Source organism: Sphingomonas sp. P4_G3, assembly GCF_056401105.1.
On sequence record NZ_JBFUJZ010000001.1, the window covers coordinates 69,877 to 93,595 of the forward strand.

Genomic DNA, 23,719 nt, shown 5'->3' on the forward strand with positions numbered 1-23,719 from the left:
ATCGCCGCGGGCCTGACTGGTCCGTGCGGTATCACATGGAAAAGCGGATCAAGGCGCTCGAGACGTTGGCCACACGCCAGCAATCACGGATCGATCGTCTCGCGATCGAGGTCGAACGGCTCGAGGATCGGGTAGCGATCGAGCGGCTGCAATATGCCTATGGCTATCTCATCGACAATCGCATGTTCGACGAAATGGCCGACCTCTTCACCGACGACGAGCCGTGGATGGAGATCGGCCAGCGCGGCCGTTACCGCGGCAAGGAGCGCATCCGGACCTTCCTTCTCGACGTGCTGGGCGAGGGGCGCTGGGGCCTGCTCGAGGACGAAGTGATCAACCACGTCCAGATGCAGCCGGTCATCAGCATTGCCCCCGATGGCTGCTCGGCCCGCGTCCGGGCACGGGCGCAAGTGCAGGGCAATTCCCCGCCCACCACCGAATTCTTCCTCCTTGCCGACGGTATCTACGAGAACGAGTACGTCAAGGAGGGCCGGGTCTGGAAGATCAAGGGCATCAGCGTCGCCATGACCTATTACGCTCTGCTCCAGCGCGAGAAGATCTGGTTTCGATCGACGCCGCCGAGCGAGAGTTTTCCACCCGACCTGCCCAGCCGGCCGATCGATCCGGAACTCGGCCGCCAATTCTCCGCCTGGCATTTCACCCATCCCGTGACGGGCGTGCCATTGAGGGTACCGGCCAGCGGCGCCGTGGAGGCCGGACGGTGACCGGCTCCTGCATCCAGATGTCGAGGGCCTTCGCGCGATGAACGAGCTGGTGCCTGATATCATCGTGGTCGGTGGCGGATCGGCCGGTAGTGCGCTTGCCGCCCGCCTTGCCGAGAGGGGCGTGAGCACCCTGCTGCTCGAAGGCGGCAAATCCGATGTCGACATCCGTTGCATGGTGCCGGCGCTCACCGTCGCGGTAGTCAACAACCCCGCTTACGACCGTGGTGTCGTGGCCGAACCGGACGATTCCGTCGGCGGACGACAGGACTTCTGGTCCGCGGCCCGGCGCCTCGGCGGCGGCAGCGCGATCAACGGCATGATCTATGTGCGGGGCCATCGCCGCGACTATGACGGTTGGGCTGAACGGGGGGCGACGGGTTGGTCGTTCGACGACGTGCTCCCCTATTTCCGGCGGATGGAAACCAATAGCCGGGGCGGCGACGCTTGGCGTGGCGATGCGGGGCCGATCGGCGTTTCCGATAACCGCATTTCCTATCCGATCATCGACCAGTTCGTGGCGGCGGCCCAGGCCCATGGCATTCCGCGCAATCCCGATCACAACGGCGCCAATCCGGGAGAGGGAACGGATTATTCGCAGGCCACGCAGGCCGGCGGGCTGCGATGCAGCACCGCGCGCGGCTACCTGCGGGGGGCGCTGGAGCGATCCGCTCTCCAGGTCATGACCGAAACGGAAGTCTTGCGCGTGCTGATCGAGAACGGCCGCGCGACCGGCGTCGTGGTGCGACGGGGTGGTGAGGAACTGGTGCTCAAGGCGCGTCGTGGCGTCGTGCTCTCGGCCGGAACACTCAACACGCCGCGCCTGCTGATGCTCTCGGGCATCGGTCCGGCCGTCGAATTGCAGCGCCATGGCATCGCCTGCATTGCCGACCGCCCGGAAGTGGGAAGCAATTTGCAGGATCATGTCGGCACGCACCTGATCGTTGGCACGCGCGCGCGCAGTATCAACAGCGACATCAATGGCCTCGCCGCGCTTGGTCAGGGGCTCGATTTCCTGTTCCGCCGCAGCGGCGTGCTCACCTCGTCGATGTGCCACGCCCAGGCGTTCGTACGGACCTCACCCGACGAAGCGATACCCGATGTGCAAGTCTCGATGACGGCCTTCGCGTTCGAATTCGGTCCGAACGGACGAGCCGTTCTGCTCAAGCGCCCGTCCATCACCATCACGGTCTGTCTCGCCCGCCCCGAAGGACGCGGTCGCGTCAGCCTGCGCTCGGCTCGGCCGGAAGACCCGCCGATGATCAGGCATCGCCTGCTGGGTAGTGACGGCGACGTGGAGCGCATCGCGCGCGGGGTCGAGATCGCGCGGGAAATCCTGTCGCAGCCGGCCATCGCCGGGTCGATCGAACTGGAATTACGGCCCGGACGCGATGTCACCGGCGCAGCGCTGCGCGACTATGTCCGGGCGGCCTCGGTGCCACTCTACCACCCGGTGGGCACCTGCCGAATGGGATCGGACCCGGCATCGGTCGTCGACCCCGACCTCAGGGTGCGCGGCGTGGAAGGGCTCTGGATAGCGGATGCGTCCGTGATGCCGCGGCTGCCGATCGGCAACACCAACGCCACCGCAATCATGATCGGAGAGAAGGCGTCAGATCATATTATCAAACTAATTCAATAAGATAATCTAAAATAAAGTGAATCTGGGAGAGGGCGATGAGGAAGATGAAGGAAAAGCGGATTGGCGTTCGCGCCGGGTTGTGCGTTGCTGCCGCTACGACCGCCATGGCGGTCACGTTCGTGCAACCGGCCATGGCCCAGTCGCAGCCGTCGGCTGATAATCAGTCGAAGGCAGCGTCGGCAGCGAACGACACCGCCACTGACCAGGCGAATGATATCGTCGTCACCGCGCAGTTCCGCGGCCAGCGGCTGCAGGTGACGCCGCTCGCCATCACCGCGCTTTCGGGTGACGAACTCGCTGCGCGGGGCGAAACCTCCATCACCGATGTCGGCAGGACGGCGCCGAACGTCAATCTTTCCCCGGCGACAGGCCTCAACGGCAGTGCAGTCGCCGCCTTCATCCGCGGCATTGGCCAGTCGGACTCGAGCTTCGCGCTCGAACCGGGCGTCGGCGTCTATATCGACGACGTCTATTACGGCACCACCTATGGCGCGGTCATGGACCTGACCGATCTCGACCGGGTCGAGATACTGCGCGGTCCGCAAGGGACACTGGCCGGCAAGAACTCGCTGGGCGGCGCGATCAAGCTGTTCTCGGCCAAGCCCGACGCCAACGGTGGCGGGTTCATCGAGGGCACCTATGGCCGGTTCGACCGAATCGACCTTCGCGCCAGTGCGGACATCCCGGTCAGCGATGGCGTCTATTTGCGGCTTTCGGGAGTCTCCAAGCACACCGACGGCTATATGACGCTGCTCGATTATGGGTGCGTCAATCCCAGCGGGAGCCTTCCGCCGACGGGGGGCAGCAACGACTGCAAGCTGGGGACCGAAGGCGGCGTCGACGTCAAGGCGCTGCGTGGCGCCCTGCGTATCGCGCCATCGGGCTCGCCGCTCGAAATCAATCTTGTCGGCGATTTCGCGCAGAACGATTCACAGCAGGTCGCGACGAAACTCGTCTACGCCAACAACCCGGGCATCCGGAGCTATGATGCGGCCAATCCCACCGGCGGCGTACCGTTCGACAGCCGCTTCATCACTTGCGCGCATTGCTACACGTCCTACGCCACCTATTCGAGCGGCGGGAATTACGATTCGGGCTTCCCGCCCGTTCCGCCGTTTACCTTTTTTCCCCAACTCCAGCTGGCGCCCGGAGGGTTTTCGACGAGCCCGACGAGCCATGTGAAGAGTTGGGGTGTCGCGGGGACGATCGACTATCAACTCGGCGCCAATCTCAGCCTGAAGTCGATCACGGCCTATCGTTCGGCCAAGGGCACCACTGGACTCGACCTCGACGGCTCGCCGCTGGAAATCCTGCTCGAACAATTCGGTTACAGCCACCGGCAGTTCACGCAGGAACTACGCTTGTCGGGCAAGGTGGGAACCGTCGCCGATTTCACCATCGGCGGATATTATTACAATGCAACCGACCTGCTCACGGGCCGGGTCCAGATCCCCAACGTGGCGTTCGATTTCCTGAACGACGATCCCGTCAAGAACACCAGCAAGTCGGCGTTCGCGCACCTCGAACTCCACGCGACAGACAAGCTCGATATCATCGGGGGTGTCCGGTATACGAAAGACAAGAAGAGCTACACTTTCGGGCGTCGCAACGCCGACGGCTCGGCGATTTCGCCGGCCAATTTTCCGGAAAACATCCTGTTGCTCGGGCTTGACGGTACCTCGTCGACCTATTCGGGCGACCGGGTCGATTACCGCATCGGCGTCAATTACCGGTGGAGCAAGGCGCTGATGACCTATGCCCAGGTATCGACCGGCTACAAAGGAGGCGGCATCAACCCGCGGCCCTATTTCGCCAGCCAGGTGCGGCCGTTCAATCCAGAAACGCTGACGACCTACGAAGTCGGTTTCAAGTCCGACCTCTTCGATCGTCTCCTACGGCTCAATGGCGCAGCATTCTACAATAAATACAATAATATGCAGCTCGCCCTGCAAGTCTGTCCGGCGTTCGCGGATCCATTCCCCTGCGCGGCGATCGCCAATGCGGGCAATGCGCATGTCAAGGGCGTCGAACTGGAAGGCACGCTGAAGCCGATGGCGGGCCTGACGATCGAGGGCTCGATGGGCTATCTCGATTTCAACTATACGTCGGTCAACCCTAACACCGGCATCACGCCGGACATGAAGGCGCCGTTCAACAGCAAGTGGCAGGCGTCGGGATCGATCGAATATGCCGTCGACCTGGGTGACACCGGTACGCTGACGCCGCGGCTCGATTGGAGCTATCAGTCGAGCTTCTACTACAATGCGGTCAATACGCCGCTCGATCTGGTAGCGGGGCGCAGCCTGTTCAACGCGCGCCTGACCTATCAGGATGCCAAGAAGGACTGGTCGCTCAGTCTGGCGGTCACCAACCTCGCCAACAAATTCTATTACGCCGGTACCAGCTACAACGCGACCTATGGAGTGGCGACCGGAACGGTGGGCAGACCCCGCGAATGGTCGATCACCGTGCGACGGAACTTCTGATCGCCATGGCGAGCCCGAACACAGCATTGCCGCACGTGGCGCACCCCGATCGCATCTTTGTCGATGGGCGCTGGGTGCCGCCGACCTCCGGTTCCCGGCTGGCCATCGTTTCCGCGCATAGCGAGGAGACGATCGCCGAAATCGCCGAAGCGGGGCCGGAGGATGTCGATCGCGCGGCGCAAGCCGCGCGTCGGGCCTTCGACGACGGACGCTGGAGCGAAAAGACGCCGACAGAGCGCGCCGGCTATGTGCGCAAAGTCGCGGAAATTCTCGACCGGCGGCTGCCCGAGCTTGCGCGCGCCTGGGTGGAGCAGATCGGCGCGCTCGCTTCGGTTGCGCCGATCGTCGTGGGCGGCGGCAAATTCTGGTTCGATTATTATGCGGGGCTGGCCGAAACCTTCACCTGGGATCGGCAGGTGCCGCGCTTCGATGGCCAGGGTCGCGCGCATATCGTGCGCGAGCCAGCCGGGGTCGTCGCCGCGATCGCGCCGTGGAACAATCCCTTCGGGATCATGGCGGGCAAGGTCGCACCCGCGCTGGTCGCGGGCTGCACGATCGTGATGAAGCCGGCACCGGAAACCCCGATCGAGGCCTATATCCTGGCCGAGGCGATCGAGGAGGCCGGCATTCCCGACGGCGTCGTCAATCTCGTCTGCGCCGATCGTGCCGCCTCCGACACTCTTGTCCGCCATCCCGCGATCGACAAGGTGAGCTTCACCGGCAGCGTGGCGGCGGGGCGCACGATCGGCATGGCCTGCGCCGAGCGGTTCGCGCGCTGCACGCTGGAACTGGGCGGCAAATCCGCGGCTATCGTGCTGGAGGATGCTGACATCCCGCAGGCCGCCGCCATTCTGGCCAATGTCATCACCATGTCGGCGGGCCAGGTCTGCGCCACGCTGAGCCGGGTTGTCGCCGTCGACGCCGTCCACGATCGGCTTTGCGAGGCCGTGCGCGCGGAAATGGCACGCGTGACCGTTGGTCATCCGGATGATCCCGCCACGCGGATGGGGCCGCTGGCGATGCGGCGCCAGCGCGACCGGGTGGACGACTATGTCGCCATCGCCCGGTCGGAGGGTGCCACGCTGGCCCTGGGCGGATCACCCAGCGCACACATGGACAAGGGTTGGTATTTCGACCCGACGTTGTTCATCGACGTGCGCCCCGAGATGCGTATCGCCCGCGAGGAAGTCTTCGGCCCGGTACTGACAATCCTGCGCGCGAGCGACGAGGCCGAGGCGGTCCGCATCGCCAATGATAGCGATTTCGGCCTCTATGGCGCGGTTTTCTGTGCCGATCCCGGCCGTGCCTATCGCATCGCGCGGCAGGTCCGCACCGGCACCATGGCGCACAACGGATTCCAGTTTGATCCGTCGCTGCCGTTTGGCGGCTTCAAGCATTCCGGCGTGGGCCGCGAGGGCGGAGAAGCCGGGCTGCTGTCCTTCACCGAAACCAAGTCGATCATTTTATGAACCGATCACGCGCCTCGAAATCCTCGGAGACCAACATGGAGAATATGTTCGAAAAAGGCATGCAGGTCCGCCGCGAGATGTTCGGCCCTCAGCTGGCCGAAGTCGCGTGGAACAACGCGACCGACTTTACCCGCCCGTTCCACGACCTGATGACGCGCTATTGCTTTGGTGAGACCTGGGGCAATCCCGACCTGAGCCGGCGCGACCGCAGCCTGGCGACGCTGTCGATGCTGATCGCCCAGGGCAAGGAGCTGGAGATCAAGATGCACGTCAAGGCGGGCGTCACCAATGGCCTCACCATGGAGGAAATCCGCGCCCTGGTGCTCCACGCCATGATCTATTGTGGCGTTCCCGCCAGCTTCACCGCGCTGCGCGCCGCCGAAGCGGCGTTCACCGAGATCGAGGAAGCCAAGGCATGAAGGTGACCTTCATCGGCCTGGGCATGATGGGCCAGCCGATGGCTCGGCGCCTCATCGACGGAGGCTTCGACCTGCGCGTTTCGGATGCCAATGCCGCGCTTGCCGCGGAATTCGGCGCGGCCTGGGGAGGTACGCCCCGCGAAGCGGCCGCCGGCGCGGACGTGGTCATCACCATGCTGCCCACTGGCCAGATCGTGCGCGATGTCCTGTTGGGACAGGGAGATGTGGCCTCGGTTCTGAAGCCGGGCACGATCGTGATCGACTGCAGCTCGTCCGAAGCGGGCGGCACGGTCCAATTGGGCGCGGATCTGAAGCAGCTTGGCATCGGACTGGTCGATGCGCCCGTCTCCGGCGGCGTGCCGCTGGCACGGGAAGGCAAGTTGACGCTGATGGTCGGCGGAACGGACCAGGCGCTGCTGGCCAGGCTCATGCCGATCCTCGAATGCCTGGGCGCGCGGGTGGTGCCGGTCGGCGAGCTGGGCGCGGGACATGCCGCCAAGGCGATCAACATGGCGATCGCTGCCTGCACGCTGGCCGCGACCTGCGAGGGCTTGTCGCTGGGCGAGCGCTTCGGGCTCGACCCCGCTACCCTGCTCGACGTCATCAACAGCTCGACCGGCCGCAGCGCGGTAGGTGAGACGGTCGTGCGCAACCATGTCCTGCCCAAGACCTATGCGCAGGGCTTCGCGCTCGCGCTGATGGCCAAGGACGTGGGTCTCGCCGACGGGATGCGTGACGGCATGGCGCTGAACCTGCCCATGTTGCAGGCCACCATGCGTCAGTGGAGCGACGCGCTCGCAGCGCTCGGCACCGCGGCCGACTTTTCCGAATATGACAAGTTCGTCCGGCATAACCTGGAGCGGGAAGCATGAACATTTCGCCCAGCTACCCCGATACCGTGCACTATCTGGGGCTCAACCGGCCCAGGCACATCGAGGCCAGCGCCCATGACATCTATGTCGAAGGCGAGATTCCGGGGGATATTGATGGCGCCTTCTTCCGCGCCGTCCACGATCCGGCCTACGTACCGATGCGGTCCGACGACGTCGTGCTGTCGCGCGACGGCATGATCAGCAAGATCGAATTCAAGCACGGCCGCGTGAACTGCGGCATCCGTTACGTACATACCGACCGCTTCCTGGCCGAACGGAAGGCCGGTCGATCATTGTTCGGGCGCTACCGCAATCCCTACACCAACGATCCGCTGGCCGAGGGGGTGAACGGGACCGTCGCCAACACGACGCCTTATTATCATGCCGGGCGGCTGTTCATGTCGAAGGAGGACGGGTTACCCTATCGGATCGACCCGGGCACGCTCGAGACGATCGGCAAGTGGAACTATGGCGGCAAGCTGCGCTCGGAAACGCTGACCGCGCATCCCAAGATCGATCCCGACACCGGCGAGCTTTTCCTGTTCGGCTATGAAGCGAACGGCCTCGCCAGTCCGACCGTCTCCTATTGCGTGGTCTCTGCGGAGGGGGAACTGGTCTCCGAACAATGGTTCGACGCGCCATATTGCGCGCTGATGCATGATTTCGCGATCACCAGCGACCATGCGATCTTCACTGTCTACCCCACCAAGGCTGATCTCGCCCGGCTGAAAGAAGGCGGTCCGCACTGGATCCATGACCAGAACGATCATTGCTGGATCGGAGTGATGCCGCGCTACGGCAAGGTGGAGGAACTGGTCTGGTTCAGGGGACCCGTCGGCGTTCACAGCTATCACGTGATGAACGCGTTCACCGAAGGCACCAAGGTGCATCTCGACCAGTGTATGGCGGTCACCAACCTGATCCCGTTCATCACCCAGGATTCGGGGCTGGACATCCCGGTCGATGGCGGTCTGACCCGCTGGACGATGGACCTTGCCGATCCCGAGGCCGGTATTGCCGAATGGAAGATCGGACCCTTCGGCGAGATGCCGCTGATCGTCCCTGCCGATGCCGGTAAAGCCTATGATCGCGGCTGGTACCTCACCGTCGATCCGGCGAAGATCACGATGTTCCAAAACGGTCCGGGCGAACTGCTCTTCAATTGCCTGTTGCGGGTTTCGCTCGCCGACGGTTCGCTGGAAAGCTATTCGGAAGGGCCGGGCCTTGGCTTCAACGAGCCGGTCCACGTTCCCGCGCGCGACCCGGGTCATGGCGGCTGGCTGTTGCTGATGGTCGACCGGATCCTGGGCGAAGGCCAGGTCGCGCAGGAGGTCTGGATTCTCGAAGCCGACGCGATCGCCAAGGGGCCGGTCGCCAAGGTGTTGATGCCCTTCGCTACCTGCGAGCAGGTTCATGGCACCTGGGTGCCACGGGTCCGGCTCGATCATCATTGCGAAGACTGAAACGGCAATGAAGGGAGCAACGGCATGAAGATCGCGATCACCGGCGCATCGGGGCATTTCGGACGGATGGCGACCGATCGCCTGCTCGAAACCATCGCCCCGCACGACCTGATTCTGCTGTCGCGCACGCCGGCAAAGCTGGCGGATTACGCGGCGCGCGGCTGCATCGTGCGCAAGGGCGATTTCGACGATCCGGCGGGCCTGCCGGCAGCGCTGGCCGGGGCCGAGCGGATGCTGCTGATCAGCGGAACTCGCGTCGGCAAGCGGGTGCCGCAGCACGGCGCGGCGATCGATGCCGCGCGTAAGGCTGGCGCGCGGCACGTGATCTACACCTCGTTCCTCGGCGCGGGCGATCCCGACAATCCGTCCGAGGCGGTGACCGATCATCGCGGCACCGAAGCGTTGCTGCGGCAGTCCGGGCTGGACTGGACATCGCTTCGCGACGCGCAATATGCCGATGCCGTCACCGACGTGATCGCGCCAATGGTTGCCGCCTCGGGGGTGATGGTGTCGGTAGCGGGCGACGGCCGGATGCCGTTCGTCTGGCGCGAAGACTGTGTGGACGCAGCGGTCGCCGTGCTGCTGGGCGCGGGCGAGCCAAACCGGGCTTATGACATCACCGGCCCCGCACCTCTCCCATTCCGTGAAGTGGCGGCGCTGGCCGCAGAATTCATGGGGAAGCCGGTGCGCTTCGACGTCACCGACGAGACGGGCCTTTATGCGATCTTCGACGCGCTTGGGGTTCCCCGCGAGCCCGTCGACAATCTCGTCGTCGGAGACAATCCGTGGAATTCGAACGATATCGTCAGCCTGGAAGTGGCCATCCGTGATGGCTTCTTCGATGTTGAATCCGATGACTTCGAACGGCTGACCGGTCGCAAGCCTCGCAGCCTTCGCGCATTGTTCGAAATCAGGGCCGGAGCCCGGCACGCCACCGCCGGCGCATCGGCCGCCTGATCGTGCCGATGCGAAGCGAGCAGGATCGCGTGACGCGCGTCTATTCGGCGGCCGAGGAGGCAAACCTTCGCCTTGTCCGCGCCGTCTATGACGATGTGCTTGAGCCGCTCGACCCGGCCAGCGTCGATGCCTATTTCGCGGCGGATTATATCCAGCACAACCCGGTGGCCAGGACCGGAGCGCAGGGGCTCAAGGACTTCCTGGCCTGGGCGCGGGACGCCTCGCCCGACGCGCACCATGAGGTAAAACGCCTGTTCGCCGATGGCGACCATGTGATCGCCCACGTCCATGTCGTGATCGAGCCGGGCACGCCCGGCAACGCGGTGATCGACATCTTCCGGATCGCGGATGGACGGATCGCCGAGCATTGGGACGCGATGCAACCGATTTCCGGGACGTCGGCCAACGACAATGGCATCTTCTGACATGGGCAGCTTCGCCGGCAAGGTGGTGGTCGTATTCGGCGGCAACAGCGGTATCGGCAGGGCCGCCGCGCTCGCTTTCGCGCGTGAGGGCGGCTGGGTGATCGTGACCGGCCGCAATCCGGAAACACTAGCCGGAGTGGCGCGCGACCTCGGCGATCGGGGCCGCGTCGTCCAGGCGGACATCGGCGATCTCGATGCCACGCGCGCGCTGATGGAATCGATCGCCGCGCGCGAAGGACGGATCGATGTGCTCCTCGTCAATGCCGGAACCGGGGCCTTTCGCCCGGTCGAGGCGGTGGACGAGGCATTCTATGACGAGATCATGCTGACCAACCTCAAGGGCCCCTATTTCGCGGTCAAGCTTGCGTCCGATCTGTTGCGCGAGGGGGCCTCGGTCATCCTCACTTCGTCGATCGGGCACTGCAAGGGCCTGCCCGGCAACAGCGTCTATGCGGCGAGCAAGGCGGGGCTGCGCGCGCTGGTGCGCAATTTCGGCGTGGAATTCGTCAAGCGCGGCATCCGCGTCAATTGTTTCAGCCCGGGCCCGATCGACACGCCGCTGATTACGCGCGGCGACATGAACGAGGAGCAGATCGCCGGTTTCCGCCGGATGATCGAGGAGACCGTTCCCATGGGCCGGTTCGGCTCTCCCGAGGAAGCGGCGGACGCCGTTTTGTTCCTCGCTTCCGACCGGTCCAGTTTCATCACTGGCATCGACCTCCTGGTCGATGGTGGTACCGTCAGCTTCTGAAATCGGATTTGCACAATGCCCTATTTCGCCCAGACTTCGCTTCCCGACGCACCGCGTTTCGAGTTCCTGTTCGAGATCGCGCTGTCCTGGAAGAACATCCAGAACATCCAGAATATGCCCAGCGGCGCGGGGCGTGGCGCGACCTATCTCGATACCGGCACGATCAAAGGACCGCACCTCAACGGCCGGGTCGTACCGCAGAGCGGCGCCGATTGGGCGCTGTTCCGGCCCGACAAGGTGTTGGGGCTCGACGCGCGCTACATGCTCGAAGCCGATGACGGCACGCTCATCCTGATGCGGAACACGGGCTATCTCGCCGGCCGCGCGCCCGACGTGATCCCGCGCATCCAGGCCTGGATGTTCGAAAATGGCCCGCCAGTGCCGTTCGGGGATTATTATCTGCGCACGACGCCGACGTTCGAGGTCGAGACCGGCCCCTACGACTGGTTGATGAGCACGGTCGTCGTCGGCATCGGCACGCGCCAGCTGACCGGCAATACCATCCGTTATTTCGCGCTCCTTTGATGGATTTCTCTTATTCGGGCCAGGCGCAGGCCCTTCGTCGTCACCTCGAGATCCTGCCGCTGCGTGACCGGCTCGATAAGCTGGCGCCCGGCCTGCTTGACCTGTCGATATCCGGTGCGGTTCTGGAACAAGCCGCGCGCTTCGCCGACACCGAACTCGAGCCGTTGGGGACCATACTCGATCGCGAGGGTGTTCGCCTGAAAGAGGGGCGCGTGCGGACGGATGCGGCCCATAAGAAGGCGTGGCAGGCTTTCGCCGGGATGGGCTGGCTGGCGATGTCGGTTGCCGAGCCGATGGGCCAGGGGTTGCCTCTTCCGCTGGTGACCGCCTGCGAGGAATTGTTCAACCGCGCCTCGGCCGCCTTCTATATGCTGGCGACGCCCGCACGCTCCGGCGCGGCGCTGCTGCTCGAAACCGCGCCCCAATCCCTGTGCGAGACGTGGGTGCCTCGCTTGCTCAGTGGCGAATGGGCGGCGACGATTTGCATATCGGAGCCGGACGCCGGGTCGGACGTCGGCCGGATCCGGACCCGGGCGCGCCGGGAAGATGGGCGATGGTTCGTCTCCGGCGAAAAATGCTGGATTTCTTTCGGCGATCACGATCTTGCACCGCGCATCGGCCACCTCATGCTGGCGCGTAGTCTCGACAAGGCAGGCGCGCGGGGGCTCAGCTTGTTCCTGGTACCTTCGACGCTGGAGGACGGCGCCCCCAATGGCATCGCGGTGCGGCGCGTCGAGGAGAAGCTGGGCCTGCACGGGTCGCCAACCTGCGCGCTGGGGTTCGAGGATTCCGAAGGTTACCTGCTTGGCGAGGAGGGCCGCGGCCTACAGCACCTGTTCCGCATGATGCTGCTCATGCGCCTTGCCTGCGGGCCCCAGGGTTCGGGCGTGGCCAGCGCCGCGCTCAGTGCAGCCTGGGGCTATGCGCAGGACCGCCGTCAGGGCGGAGCGCCGGAACAGCGCGCGATGCCGATCGCCGCCCATGCCGACGTCCAGCGCCAGTTGCTCGCGATGGCTGCCAAAGTGGAGCTGTCGCGCGGTCTCAACCTGATCGCTGCCATGGTGATGGAGCTGGTGGGACGGTCGACGGATGCCGCCGAACGCGAGGAATGGATGATGCTGGCGCAGTTCCTGCTGCCGCTGGTGAAGGATGGGAGCGCCTGGGCGGCGTTCGAGGTGTCGAGCGATGCCGTGCAGGTGCTCGGCGGGGCCGGTTACACCTGCGAATGGCCGGTGGAGCGCTATCTGCGCGATGCTCGGGTCTTCCCCATCTTCGAGGGAACGACCGGCATTCAGGCGCTCGATCTGGTCCATCGCCGACTGTGGCGCGATCGTGGGGTGGGGCTCGCCGCCTTCGTCGCGCTGGCGCGTCAGGATAGCGAGGATCTGCCCCAGCTGGCCGTCACGCTAGACCGGCTGGAGCAGACCGCGCGGGCGTTCATCGAATGGGAAGCGACGCCCAGGCGCGCGGAGGCCGGCGCGACCGCCTTGCTGGACCTCTGCAAGCTCGCCGCCCAGGGCTGGGTAGCCGCACGCATCGACCGCCTGGGCGGAGATGACGAAACCGGCCGACAAATGGTGATGGCCGCGCGCTTCTTCCTCGCGGAGCTCGACTTGCGAAGCGACTATCTCGCCCGACTGGCGATGCTGGGCGAGGCGCGGCTGGCACCCTTGGAAATGCCCGGCGGGGAATGACTGGGAACGTGCCTGACGACGCCGACGGAGAGTAACGTGAACCTCGAGCAATATCTTGCCTATCTCGACCTGTTCAACGCGAGGGACTATGACGGCATCCTGTCCCATTTCCACGATGACGCGGAAATCGCCTTTGCCGGCCTGGCGCTGCGGGGGCACCGGGCGATTCGGGATTTCTATTCGTTCTTCCACGCGCATGTGGACGAAACGATCTCGCTGAGCCGTTTCCTCAGCGACGACGGCACGGTTGCGCTGGAGGCGACGGTTCGGCTGGAAGCAAGGCATGATCTGACCGCGGAAATGCTCGCCGCAAAGGGACTCGAGCGGCTTGTCGCGCTGGAACGGGGTGACGTCGTCGAGATGCGGCAATTCATCCATTACCAAGTGGTGGACGGCCGGTTCTCCCGTGCCGATTGCGCGGTGCTCGAACCAGTCGGCAGGATCATTACCGGCCTGGCCGAATAACCGAGCGGGAGCGGGCAGTCCAATGCGGAGCCGTCTCTTCGCGGTGGCGCAAATGGCGCGGAACCGCCAGTTTCGGGAAAATGACGGTTTACCGCTAACGCTGTCAGAGGAAATGGCGGAGCTGTCAGACCAACGCTAACCGCTCTCTGGACGATGGAGTTCAGCTTTTGGGAACAGCTGCCTAACTTGCGAGCGTCCGTCGGTGCGCCGCTCGGCGAGCAGTCCTCGGTGCTTCGGGACCAAGCAGAAATCGCACGTACATGACATCAGGGGCACCTCGGACGAGGATTGAGACTAAGGGGATGGCGCTCTTGATCTATGCTCATACGCGCCCGCTATCGCCTGCCCCCATCAACCTGACAGTGCTCCGGGTAACGAATCCGGCCAAACGGCTTCGAGCAGGGCGGTCGCTTCTTCCATTTTCTGCTCCGCAGTGAGCGCCTTGGCGAGATCGATCGCAATCTTGAGTTCCCAGGCGCGGGCGCCCTGCGCACGGCTCAGCGTGAGCGCCTCTTCGAGCAATACGATGCTGGCGTCGGGCGCTCCTTCGCTAAGTCGCACGACCTCGGCTTTGAGGCGAAGCAGTTCCGGCACCGCGAACCGCTCGCCATTCGCATCGCAATTGGCGAGGGTAGTGGCAACGAGGTCCCGCGCTTCGTCGAGCCGTGAGTCCAGAATGAGGCCTTTCACCAGAGCGATCGAGAATGGCGTGGTGAGCAATTCGTAGCGCGCCGCGCGGAGCCGGGAGAGGCTTTCCTCGACCGCGCCCAGCGCGTCCCCGGTGCGACCGCGCTGGATCTCCAGCTCGCCGCGAAGGCCCGCCGCGGCAATAATATAAGGACCGAGCGCATTGACCTCGGCGCATTGGGTGAATGTCGCGAGATCCTCCTCAGCTACAGCAAAGTCCTCCATCCACAAAGAGATCGACAACGACCAGATCAGCGCGATGCAGTGGGTGACCGAATGATCGAGGCCGGCTGCCTCGCGCACGACATCGCGTGCGAGCCGTCCGGCCTGGTCGGCATGCCCGCAGAGCCATAAGGTCCGCGCGAGGGCGATACCGGAACGATTCCGGTGATCGAAGCCATAATGGATGGTCCTGCTGCGTGCCGAGGCGGGGCTCTTGCTCAGCGAAAGTTCGAGGTCTCGCCGAGCCCGCTTCTGGTCGCCCGCGAGATGGTGTGAGATGCCCGAAAGCGAATAGGCCACGCCGATCGCCTCGGGCAGGGCGATGATCTCGGCGACTTCCACTGCCTGCTCGGCATAGCGCAGCGCGGCCGTATATTCGCCGATCCGCTCATGGAAGATGTGCAGGCGGCCGAGCAGACGCAGCTGATTCCATTTGTCGTCGAGCGCGGTCGCGATCTCGAGCGCACGGCCGAGCGCGTCTCCCGCCGCCTCGCTATTGCCTCGGGTGAACATCAAGGTGATGCCGAGTGCCGCCTGGAGCTCCAGTTCCAGTCCGGTATCGCGCTGCGCCTCGTCGATCCCGGCAAGGGCGCGGGCGCACCAGGTGCGGCACTCGATCAAGTGCGAAAGATTGAGGAAGACAGGCGCGCTGGCGGCGGCCAGCCGCACGGCGATCCTGGGGTCGCCGCTGCTTCCAAAGCTCCAGTCGAGCGCGCTGCGGATGTTGCCGAGCTGCTGCCGCAAGGGCTTGGCGTCCTGCAGCATGCCTTCGTCTTCCTCCTCCGCCGCCTCGAGTTCGGCGAGGAAGAAGGCGGCGTGGCGGCGGGCGACCGCGCTTTGTCTCTCCGCCCCACGCTCCGACAGCTTGGCCCGGGCATAGGCGCGGGTCATCTCAAGCAGCCGATAGGTGTCGGTGCGTCGCGAACGATCGGGCGCGATCAGCGACTTGGAGGTTAGCGAGTCGAGCGCGGCGGCGATCTCGTCCGATCCGATTCCGACATCCGCGATTACCTCCAGCGCAGCGTCGATCGAGAAAGGGCCGACGAACACCGATAGACTTTCAAATACGGTGCGCTCGACGCCGGAGAGCAGATCATAGCTCCAGTCGAGCGCTGCCTGCAGCGTCTGTTGGCGAGGTTGCGCAGTCCGCCGGCCCGCCCAGCCAAGACTGAACCGCTCGCCCAATTGGCGTGCGGTGGCAGCCACGCCGTGCGTCGCGACGCGCACCGCGGCGAGCTCGATCGGCAGCGCCATCCCGCCGAGGCGCTGACACATCTCCGCGATCAACCGCGCAGCGTCCTCGTCGATGACGAGCGCGCTGTCGGCGGCGGTGGCGCGTTCGCAGAAGAGCTGGACCGCGGGAAAGGCCAGGAGCTGGTCGCGCGTCAGCCCCGACAATTCCTCAGGATAGCCGAGCGCATCGAGGCGCAGCACATGTTCGCCGCGTACCCGCAGCGGCTCGCGCGAGGTGGCCAGCACGCGTGCCTGGCGCGCTGCCTCGACGATCTGCTCGACGACGCTGGCGACCGGCTCGATGACGTGCTCGCAATTGTCGAGGATGAGCAGGAAGGCCCGATCGCGGATATGGCCGAGGATCACCGCGAGCGGGTCCTCGCTCTGCACCGCGATCCCCATGGCACCGGCGATCATCGAGGGGACCACTGCCGGATTCTCGATCATGCTGAAGTCGACGAACGCGACCTGGTTGTCGAATTTGCCGGCCAATTGGCGCCCGACCTCGATCGCGAGCGAGGTCTTGCCGACGCCCGCCGGGCCGATGATCGAGAAGAGCGACGTATCGGCGATGCGTTCCGTCAGGAAGGCAACGTCGCGCTCACGCCCGATCAGGTGGGGCAGGTGGGCAGGCAGATTGGTGCCGCCAGCGGGTCTCGATTCTCCGTCGGTCAGGCGCGGCGATGCCGTGTCGCCTTGCCGCTCGATCGGCGCGACGAAAGCGTAGCCGACGCCGACCTGGGTCGCGATGTAGCGCGCGCCGTCGACACCATCGCCGAGCAACTTGCGCAGGCTTGCCATGTGCCAGCGCAGGCTGCCGTCTTCCACCACTACGTCCGACCAGACGCGCTTGAGCAACTCGCGCTTGGACAAGACGCGACCAGGCTGCTCGGTCAGCACGACGAGCAGATCGAACGAGCGTCCGCCGATCTCGACCGCCTTGCCGCGCTTCGTCAGCAGCCGCTCGCCCGGAGACAGGCGGAAGGGCCCGAAACCTATGCCTTCGCCAAGCTGCTGTTCCAGGTTCGCCACGATCCGCCATTACCCTTGTCTGGTCGACCGATCCATGCCGCGAGCGACGGCGCGCCTCAACCTTGGCTAGATACTATTCTCCCGGATCTTTCGGGAAATCGGTGGAGATGCTGAGCGGCCGCCAGCGTTCCAGTTCGTCGAGGCGTGTCCGGTCACTGCGCTCGATCGCGGCGATGGCATCGCTGCCGAGCGGCAGGCGGAGCGGCGGGGCGTCCACGGAGACGATTTCGAGGATCGCCCGCGCGCCCCGGCGGGGATCCCCGGGCTGTTTGCCATCATAGGCGGCCTGCATGCGCGCGGCATTGCCGACCACTGCGTCATATTCCGGGCGGCCGGGGTCGAGCGTCGTCGAGGCCCCGGCGAAGTCCGTGCGGAAGCCGCCAGGCTCGATGATCGTCACCCGCACGCCGATCAGCTTCATTTCCTGCGCAAGCACTTCGGAGAAGCCCTCCACTCCCCATTTCGCCGTCGAATAGGGTGCGCGGCCGGGTGCGCCGAGACGACCGCCGACAGAGGAGAATTGGATGATATGGCCGGCGCGCCGCTCGCGCATGTGCGGGATAACCGCCTTGGTCATGATGATCGTGCCGAACAGGTTGGTCTCGATCTGGCGGCGATAGGAATCGAGCGGCGTATCCTCGACCGAGCCGATATCGCCATAACCGGCATTGTTGACCAGTACGTCGAGTGTGCCGAACTCGGCGATCGCGGTGGCGACAGCGGCGGCGGCGTCTTCCTCGCAGGTCACGTCGAGCCGGGCGGTGGCAAGCTTGCCCGGGCGTCCGTCGCCCAGCCCGGCGAGCTGGACCGGATCGCGCGCCGTCGCCAGCAGATTGTCGCCGGAATCGAGGATCGTTTCGCACAGTGCGCGACCGAAGCCGCGCGAACTGCCGGTCACCAGCCAGGTCCGTGTCATCGTTCCGCTCCCATCAGCCAAAGGTGAAAACATAAGCGCGGACGCCGGGGCGGCTGAACTCGACCGCGACGGTGCGATCGACGATGGCGCCGGATTGGCGGACCAGCTGATAGAGCCGGTCCTCCCTGACCTCGCCCCAGCCGGCCGCGTCGACATCGACGCCGTGGCCGGCACCGGGGGCGCGGCCGTCGATCGTCACGCGGAAGCGCACCGGCTTGCCGTCGGCCGTGCCGCCGAGCACGAGATGCACGTCTCGCGCATGGAAGCGAAAGCGGATGGTGCCGGGGCCGCTGTCGAGCAGCGCATATTCGCCGCCGACCTTCCAGCTGCCCGCGAGGTCCCATTGGTTGAGCGATAGCCGCGCGGCGGAAGCGTAGCTGCCCGGCGCGTCGCTGCGGAAGCCGCCTGGCGACGCGAAGTCGGCGGCCTTGTCATAGCCGATATAGGCTTCGGGCGAGCCGAGGTCGGCCCAATCCGCTTGCGCCTCGACTCCCGTACCTTCGATCGGAGCGATGGGGACGCCGGAGACGTCATGCCCCGCCTCGGCGAGCAGCGTGCGGATCAGCCGCTCGCCCTCGTCATATCGGCCCTCGCCCAGGCGATAGCCGCGCACCTTGCCCTTCGCGTCGATGAAGTAAATGCCCGGCCAGCCCTGGTTGGCGAAGGCGCGCCACGCCGTATAATCATTGTCCTGCAGGTTGGGGTAAGCGACACTGAGCTGGCTGGTGGCGAGGCGGACGTTCGCCGGATTCTTCTCGAAGCCGAACTCCGGCGCGTGGACGCCGATCACGTCGAGCCCCTTGCTCCCATATCGTTCGCTCCAGGTGCGAAGATAGGGAAGGGCGCGCAGCGAGTTGATGCACGAATAGGTCCAGAAATTGACCACCACGACCTTGCCGCGGAGCGCCTTGGGTCCGTCCGGCACGGGCGTGAGCCAGGGCCTGGCGCCCTGCAGCACCTCGATCGGGTGTGCGGGGGTGTCGAAGCGCGCGGACACGATGGAGTCGTCGGCCTTGGCCGGGGAACGGACGAGACCGAGTGCATCACCGAAGCAGATGACGGTGGTGGCGCCGGCCGCAGCGATGCCGGCGACGGCGAAACCGAGGGAACGTCTCAGGGTCATGGTACCTGCCTCATCTTGCTGGTCAGCGCCGATATAGGCCAGCGCCGCGGCACCGCTTGTTAGCTGTGAGCGGCCGCGCGTTAGTTCCTGAAAGCCGTAACGGATGCGTGAAGGCTAACGCCGCATCGCTCCACTTAACGGGCGCCGCGCCCCTTCTTCGCTAGATTTGGCCGCGACCAGATCACGAGGAGAAGCCAATGTTCGCAGACCAACCCTCGCGCCGCCAGTTCGTCGTCGGCGCGAGTGTGGCGGGGGCGCTCGGCGCCATGCCTGCCATGGCGCGCGCGCAGGCCGGAGGCAGCGCCATCCGCTCCTTCAAGGTCGCCATTCCCGCGGCTGAAATCCTGGCGATGCAGCGTCGCATTGCCGAGACCCGCTGGGCCGACCCGCAGCCCGCGGGCGATGATAGCCAGGGCGTGCGGCGCCAGACGCTCGAACCGCTGATGCGCTATTGGGCACGCGGCTATGACTGGCGCAAGATCGAGGCCAGGCTCAACGCGCTGCCGATGTTCATGACCGAGATCGATGGTCTCGACGTGCATTTCATTCATGTCCGCTCGCGCCACGAACATGCGCTGCCGATGATCCTGACCCATGGCTGGCCGGGCTCGGTCCTCGAGTTCCTCGGGGTCATCGCGCCGCTCACCGATCCGACGGCCTATGGCGGCAAGGCCGAAGACGCGTTCCACCTGGTGATACCGTCGATCCCGGGCTTCGGCTTCTCCGCCAAGCCGACGCAGATCGGCTGGGGCTCGGATCATATCGGCCGCGCCTGGAGCATGCTCATGCAGCGACTGGGCTATGACCGCTATGTCAGCCAGGGCGGCGATTGCGGTTCGGTGATCTCGCAGCGCATGGCGCTCCAGCACGTGCCTGGCCTGATCGGCATTCATCTCAACATGCCCGCGGTGGTTCCGGCGGACATTGCCAAGATCCTTGCTGCCGGCGATCCCGCGCCGGTGGGCCTGTCGGCCAGGGAGCGCGGCGCGTTCGACCAGCTGGCAGCCTTTTACCGCGACAATTCGGCCTATGCCGCGATGATGAACACGCGCCCCCAAACGATCGGCTATTCGCTCGTCGACTCGCCGGTCGGCATGGCGGCCTGGATGTACGAGAAGATCGCGCAATGGACCTATAGCAACGGCCAGCCCGAACGCGTGCTTGGCCGGGACGCGATCCTCGACGACATCTCGCTCTATTGGCTGACCGGGACGGGGGCGTCCGCCGCCCGGATCTACTGGGAAGATCACACCAACAATTTCAACGCGCGCGGCATCATCGATCTGCCGGTCGCGGTGAGCGTGTTCCCGGGTGAGATCTTCCGCGCGCCCAGGACTTGGGCCGAGCGCTGTTACAAGAATCTCTTCTATTTCAGCGAAGCGACCAATGGCGGCCATTTCGCCGCCTGGGAGCAGCCCCAGTTGTTCACCGAGCAAGTGCGCGCCGCCTTCCGCCTGCTGCGCTGATTCACTTCCCGCTCCAAGGAGACGTCTCATGTCCGATACCAAGACCCTGTATACTGCCCGCGTCCATGTCACCGGCGGTCGCGAAGGCGCCGCCCGCAGTTCGGACGATCGCCTCGACGTCAAGCTCGCCACCCCCGGCGGCCCCGGCGCCGGCACCAATCCCGAGCAATTGTTCGCCGCCGGCTGGTCGGCCTGTTTCGAGGGCGCGATGGCGATCGCCGCCAAGCTCAAGGGCATGGCCTTGCCCGCTGACCTCGCGATCGACGCCGAAGTCGATCTGCGGCAGGGCGAGGACGGCTATTCGCTGGCTGCCCGACTGAACGTGAGCGTTCCCGGGATCGATCCCGCGATCGCTCGCCAACTGATCGAGGCGGCGCACCGGACTTGTCCCTATTCCAAGGCGATCAAGGGCAATATCGATGCCGTCGTCACGCTGGTCTGACCGCCAATCAAAAGGAGAATGACATGAAGAAATGGATTGCCGCCGGGCTTGCGCTCGCCACTGCCGTGATGGCGCCGGCGGCGCTGGCCCAAACGGCCAAGCCCACCATAGTGCTCGTCCACGGGGCGTTCGCGGATTCGTCGAGCTGGAACGGTGTCATCGCCGTGCTCGAGCGCGACGGCTACACGGTGGTCGCCGCTCCCAATCCGCTGCGCGGCGTGCGCGCCGATGCCGATGTCGTGAGCGACCTGGTCAAGAGCATCCAGGGCCCGGTCGTGCTCGTCGGCCATAGCTATGGCGGCTCGGTGATCAGCGAAGCGGCCGAAGGCGCGCCGAACGTCAGGGCGCTGGTCTATGTCGCGGCCTTTGCGCCGGAAGCGGGCGAGACGGCGCTCGGCCTGACCGGCAAGTTCCCGGGCAGCACGCTCGCGCCGGCGCTGGCCCCGCCGGTCAAGCTCACCAGCGGCGGCAACGATCTCTACATCCTCCAGGAGCGCTTTCACGATCAGTTCGCCGCCGACGTGCCGGCGGCCGGCGCGCTGTTGATGGCTGCCGGTCAGCGTCCGATCGCCGATGCGGCGCTGGGCGAGGCTTCGACCGCGCCGGCATGGAAGCACATCCCGTCCTGGTTCATTTATGGCGACAAGGACAAGAACATCCCGCCAGCCGCGCTTAAGTTCATGGCCGATCGCGCCCAATCGCGCGGGACGGTGGTGGTGAAGGGCGCTTCGCACGTTGTGATGGTGTCGAACGCGCCGGCGGTGGCCAGCCTGATCGAGAAGGCGGCGACTGCCCAATGAGTTGAGGCGCCGGCGGTCCCAGCCCCCCTGTGCCGGCGCCCATGCCCACGGTCGGCTTCGCCCCGCAGCGGGCCGGCCGTGGGTACTTCTCCTTGTTGCGGACGAGGAAAAACACCCACGCCGCTAACCTGTCCAGGGCACTTTGCTGGTCGGGACCTAGTGCGAATAGCCGGTGAAGACGAGGTCGGCGTTCTTGTCGATCGCATCGAGCTTCACATGGCAGGCGAAGCACGATCGTGTGAGCGTCGCGTCCTGGTTCGCGGCGCCATTCTCGAATTGCCCATAGCCCCAGCCGCCGCTCGCGGCGTAGCGTTTGGAATCCTTGACGCTCACCTGAACATTGGTCGGCGGACCCGCGACAAAGGATTGGGGAGCGGGGAAGACGCTATCGTTGCGCGGCGACGAATCGTATCGCCAGGCGAGCCGCACGATGATCGCGCCGTCCGGGAAAGGCCGCTTGCCCGTGCGAAAGGCGTTCACTGCGATGTCGTTGCCCAGGATGGCACGGATGTCGTTGTTCTTGCCAGCTTCGTGCGCGACGCTGATCAGCTTCCAGTCGCGATAGCCCTTGGGCAATTTCACGCCATAGATTGGCGAACCCCGATCCTCGACGCGCTGGGCGGCAGCTATAGCGGAGACCCCGAACACCAGGGTCGCCACCACGAGGCCGCAGGTGGAAAGATGCTTCATGGCGTGCTCCTCGAAGGCGTCGGAGCTGGACGCCCCGACGGGATGGTCAGCTGGCGAGCTTCGCCACGTCGAGCACGGCCTTGGCGAAAGCGGCTGGCGCTTCTTGCGGCAAATTGTGGCCGATGCCGCCAGCGATCAACCGATGCTCGTATAGGCCGGTGAACTTGGCGCGATATTGCGATGGGTCGGGATGCGGCGCGCCATTGGCGTCGCCCTCCATGGTGATCGACGGGATGGTCACCGGCGGCGCGGCGGCCAGCCTGGCCTCTGTCGCGTCATATTGCGGTTCGCCCTGGGCGAGACCGAGGCGCCAGCGATAATTGTGAATCACGATCGCGACATGGTCGGCATTCACGAACGACGCGGCCGAGCGGTCATAGGTCCCGGCGTCGAACTTCCACTGAGGCGAGGCGAGCTGCCAGATCAGCCGATTGAACGCCTTGGTGTTCGCGGCATAGCCCTCTCGGCCGCGCTCGGTCGCGAAATAGAATTGGTACCACCATTGCAGTTCGGCGTGTGGGGGCAGCGGCTTGGCGTTGCCCGCCTGGCTGCCGATCAGATAACCGCTGACCGAGACCAGCGCCTTGCACCGCTCCGGCCAGAGCACCGCCATGATGTCCGCCGTGCGGGCACCCCAGTCGAATCCCGCGACGATCGCAGTCTCGATGCCGAGTGCGTCCATCAGCGCGAGCCCGTCGGCGGCCAGCGCGGCCTGTTGCGCGTTGCGCGGCGTCCCCGCCGAACGGAACAGGGTGGTGCCATAGCCACGGAGATGTGGCACGATCACGCGATAGCCGCGCGCGGCAAGCAAAGGCGCGACGTCGGCGAATGCGTTGATGTCATAAGGCCAGCCGTGGAAGAGCAGGACCGCCGGGCCTTTGGTCGGGCCCATCTCGACATAGCCGATGTTGAGCACGCCCGCATCGATCTGCTTGAGCGGGCCGAAAGCTGAGGGCGCCGAAGGAGCGCGGCGCGGCGCCGTTGCCGCTTGTGCGGCGCCCGCGGCGCCGGTCAGCGTCGCGACGATCGCAGCCGCGCTCTGGACGAAGCCGCGGCGATCGAACGTAGAGATTTCGGGCAGGGGCTTCGACACGACTCAGTCCTTTCGTGGTTGGGGTAATGGCACTCGAGATAGCCTGGTGCACCGATGGCCGCTCGTTAACCGCTATGATGTGCTGTCAGGGATGCCTCTTCGGAAACTAACAGCGCCTAACTGGC

Annotated in this window: 21 protein-coding genes; 16 read left to right on the forward strand and 5 right to left on the reverse strand. The window is 65.3% G+C overall.

Translation table 11 applies throughout. From position 1 onward, the window contains the following. Positions 1-35 precede the first annotated feature (35 nt). Genes AC1DQQ_RS00335 through AC1DQQ_RS00395 form a run of 13 tightly spaced genes read left to right on the forward strand, consistent with a single transcriptional unit; the run spans position 36 to position 13,890 of the window. The gene (locus AC1DQQ_RS00335) at positions 36-725 is read left to right on the forward strand and encodes a nuclear transport factor 2 family protein (RefSeq protein ID WP_478039749.1); all 690 of its coding nucleotides are present in this window, start codon (positions 36-38) and stop codon (positions 723-725) included. 37 nt (positions 726-762) lie between these two features. Further along, complete coding sequence (locus AC1DQQ_RS00340) at positions 763-2,364, forward strand: GMC family oxidoreductase (protein WP_478043943.1); 1,602 nt, start codon at positions 763-765, stop codon at positions 2,362-2,364. 35 nt (positions 2,365-2,399) lie between these two features. Continuing rightward, positions 2,400-4,850, forward strand: coding sequence for a TonB-dependent receptor (locus tag AC1DQQ_RS00345; RefSeq protein ID WP_478043945.1), 2,451 nt, complete (start codon positions 2,400-2,402; stop codon positions 4,848-4,850). Next, positions 4,820-6,319, forward strand: coding sequence for an aldehyde dehydrogenase (locus AC1DQQ_RS00350; RefSeq protein ID WP_478043946.1), 1,500 nt, complete (start codon positions 4,820-4,822; stop codon positions 6,317-6,319). The genes AC1DQQ_RS00345 and AC1DQQ_RS00350 overlap by 31 nt, the downstream gene beginning before the upstream one ends. Before the next feature lie 35 nt (positions 6,320-6,354). Continuing rightward, positions 6,355-6,738, forward strand: coding sequence for a carboxymuconolactone decarboxylase family protein (locus tag AC1DQQ_RS00355; RefSeq protein WP_478039755.1), 384 nt, complete (start codon positions 6,355-6,357; stop codon positions 6,736-6,738). Continuing rightward, positions 6,735-7,610: an NAD(P)-dependent oxidoreductase gene (locus tag AC1DQQ_RS00360; RefSeq protein ID WP_478039757.1), complete on the forward strand. Its 876-nt coding sequence runs from the start codon at positions 6,735-6,737 to the stop codon at positions 7,608-7,610. Before AC1DQQ_RS00355 ends, AC1DQQ_RS00360 begins: the two co-directional genes overlap by 4 nt. After that, positions 7,607-9,073, forward strand: a complete 1,467-nt coding sequence (locus AC1DQQ_RS00365) for a carotenoid oxygenase family protein (RefSeq protein WP_478039758.1) — start codon at positions 7,607-7,609, stop codon at positions 9,071-9,073. The genes AC1DQQ_RS00360 and AC1DQQ_RS00365 overlap by 4 nt, the downstream gene beginning before the upstream one ends. Before the next feature lie 24 nt (positions 9,074-9,097). Next, positions 9,098-10,030 (forward strand): NAD(P)H-binding protein, encoded by a 933-nt coding sequence (locus AC1DQQ_RS00370; RefSeq protein WP_478043947.1) that lies wholly within the window; start codon positions 9,098-9,100, stop codon positions 10,028-10,030. A gap of 29 nt (positions 10,031-10,059) precedes the next feature. Continuing rightward, complete coding sequence (locus AC1DQQ_RS00375; RefSeq protein WP_478043948.1) at positions 10,060-10,455, forward strand: nuclear transport factor 2 family protein; 396 nt, start codon at positions 10,060-10,062, stop codon at positions 10,453-10,455. Next, on the forward strand, positions 10,442-11,206 hold the full coding sequence (locus AC1DQQ_RS00380) for an SDR family oxidoreductase (RefSeq protein ID WP_478043949.1): 765 nt from the start codon (positions 10,442-10,444) through the stop codon (positions 11,204-11,206). The genes AC1DQQ_RS00375 and AC1DQQ_RS00380 overlap by 14 nt, the downstream gene beginning before the upstream one ends. A gap of 15 nt (positions 11,207-11,221) precedes the next feature. Beyond that, positions 11,222-11,731: a DUF3237 domain-containing protein gene (locus AC1DQQ_RS00385; protein WP_478043950.1), complete on the forward strand. Its 510-nt coding sequence runs from the start codon at positions 11,222-11,224 to the stop codon at positions 11,729-11,731. Beyond that, complete coding sequence (locus tag AC1DQQ_RS00390; RefSeq protein ID WP_478043951.1) at positions 11,731-13,425, forward strand: acyl-CoA dehydrogenase family protein; 1,695 nt, start codon at positions 11,731-11,733, stop codon at positions 13,423-13,425. The genes AC1DQQ_RS00385 and AC1DQQ_RS00390 overlap by 1 nt, the downstream gene beginning before the upstream one ends. 36 nt (positions 13,426-13,461) lie before the next feature. Beyond that, a complete protein-coding gene (locus tag AC1DQQ_RS00395) occupies positions 13,462-13,890 on the forward strand; it encodes a nuclear transport factor 2 family protein (protein ID WP_478043952.1) in 429 nt (142 codons plus the stop codon). Positions 13,891-14,241: 351 nt separating this feature from the next. Here AC1DQQ_RS00395 and AC1DQQ_RS00400 read toward each other — a convergent pair whose 3' ends face one another. The 3 genes from AC1DQQ_RS00400 to AC1DQQ_RS00410 all read right to left on the reverse strand — a co-directional run bounded on the left by AC1DQQ_RS00400 (position 14,242) and on the right by AC1DQQ_RS00410 (position 19,103). Then, the gene (locus AC1DQQ_RS00400) at positions 14,242-17,064 is read right to left on the reverse strand and encodes an ATP-binding protein (protein ID WP_478043953.1); all 2,823 of its coding nucleotides are present in this window, start codon (positions 17,062-17,064) and stop codon (positions 14,242-14,244) included. Between the two features lie 73 nt (positions 17,065-17,137). Then, positions 17,138-17,980: an SDR family NAD(P)-dependent oxidoreductase gene (locus AC1DQQ_RS00405; RefSeq protein WP_478027588.1), complete on the reverse strand. Its 843-nt coding sequence runs from the start codon at positions 17,978-17,980 to the stop codon at positions 17,138-17,140. A 13-nt stretch (positions 17,981-17,993) separates the two neighbouring features. After that, positions 17,994-19,103, reverse strand: coding sequence for a redoxin domain-containing protein (locus AC1DQQ_RS00410; protein WP_478043954.1), 1,110 nt, complete (start codon positions 19,101-19,103; stop codon positions 17,994-17,996). Between the two features lie 197 nt (positions 19,104-19,300). Here AC1DQQ_RS00410 and AC1DQQ_RS00415 point away from each other — a divergent pair, with 197 nt between their 5' ends. From AC1DQQ_RS00415 to AC1DQQ_RS00425, 3 genes are read left to right on the forward strand one after another with little or no spacing between them, the layout of a single operon-like run. Next, on the forward strand, positions 19,301-20,569 hold the full coding sequence (locus tag AC1DQQ_RS00415) for an epoxide hydrolase family protein (protein ID WP_478043955.1): 1,269 nt from the start codon (positions 19,301-19,303) through the stop codon (positions 20,567-20,569). A gap of 28 nt (positions 20,570-20,597) precedes the next feature. Continuing rightward, positions 20,598-21,011 carry an organic hydroperoxide resistance protein gene (locus tag AC1DQQ_RS00420; RefSeq protein ID WP_478027591.1) on the forward strand — a complete coding sequence of 138 codons (414 nt, stop codon included), beginning with the start codon at positions 20,598-20,600 and terminating at the stop codon, positions 21,009-21,011. Between the two features lie 23 nt (positions 21,012-21,034). Then, positions 21,035-21,811 carry an alpha/beta fold hydrolase gene (locus tag AC1DQQ_RS00425; protein WP_478043957.1) on the forward strand — a complete coding sequence of 259 codons (777 nt, stop codon included), beginning with the start codon at positions 21,035-21,037 and terminating at the stop codon, positions 21,809-21,811. A 156-nt stretch (positions 21,812-21,967) separates the two neighbouring features. On the opposite strand, the gene AC1DQQ_RS00430 is transcribed toward AC1DQQ_RS00425, so the two are convergent. Beyond that, positions 21,968-22,501, reverse strand: coding sequence for a cytochrome P460 family protein (locus AC1DQQ_RS00430; RefSeq protein ID WP_478027593.1), 534 nt, complete (start codon positions 22,499-22,501; stop codon positions 21,968-21,970). Positions 22,502-22,547: 46 nt separating this feature from the next. Continuing rightward, positions 22,548-23,594: an alpha/beta fold hydrolase gene (locus AC1DQQ_RS00435; RefSeq protein WP_478043959.1), complete on the reverse strand. Its 1,047-nt coding sequence runs from the start codon at positions 23,592-23,594 to the stop codon at positions 22,548-22,550. Between the last annotated feature and the right edge of the window lie 125 nt (positions 23,595-23,719).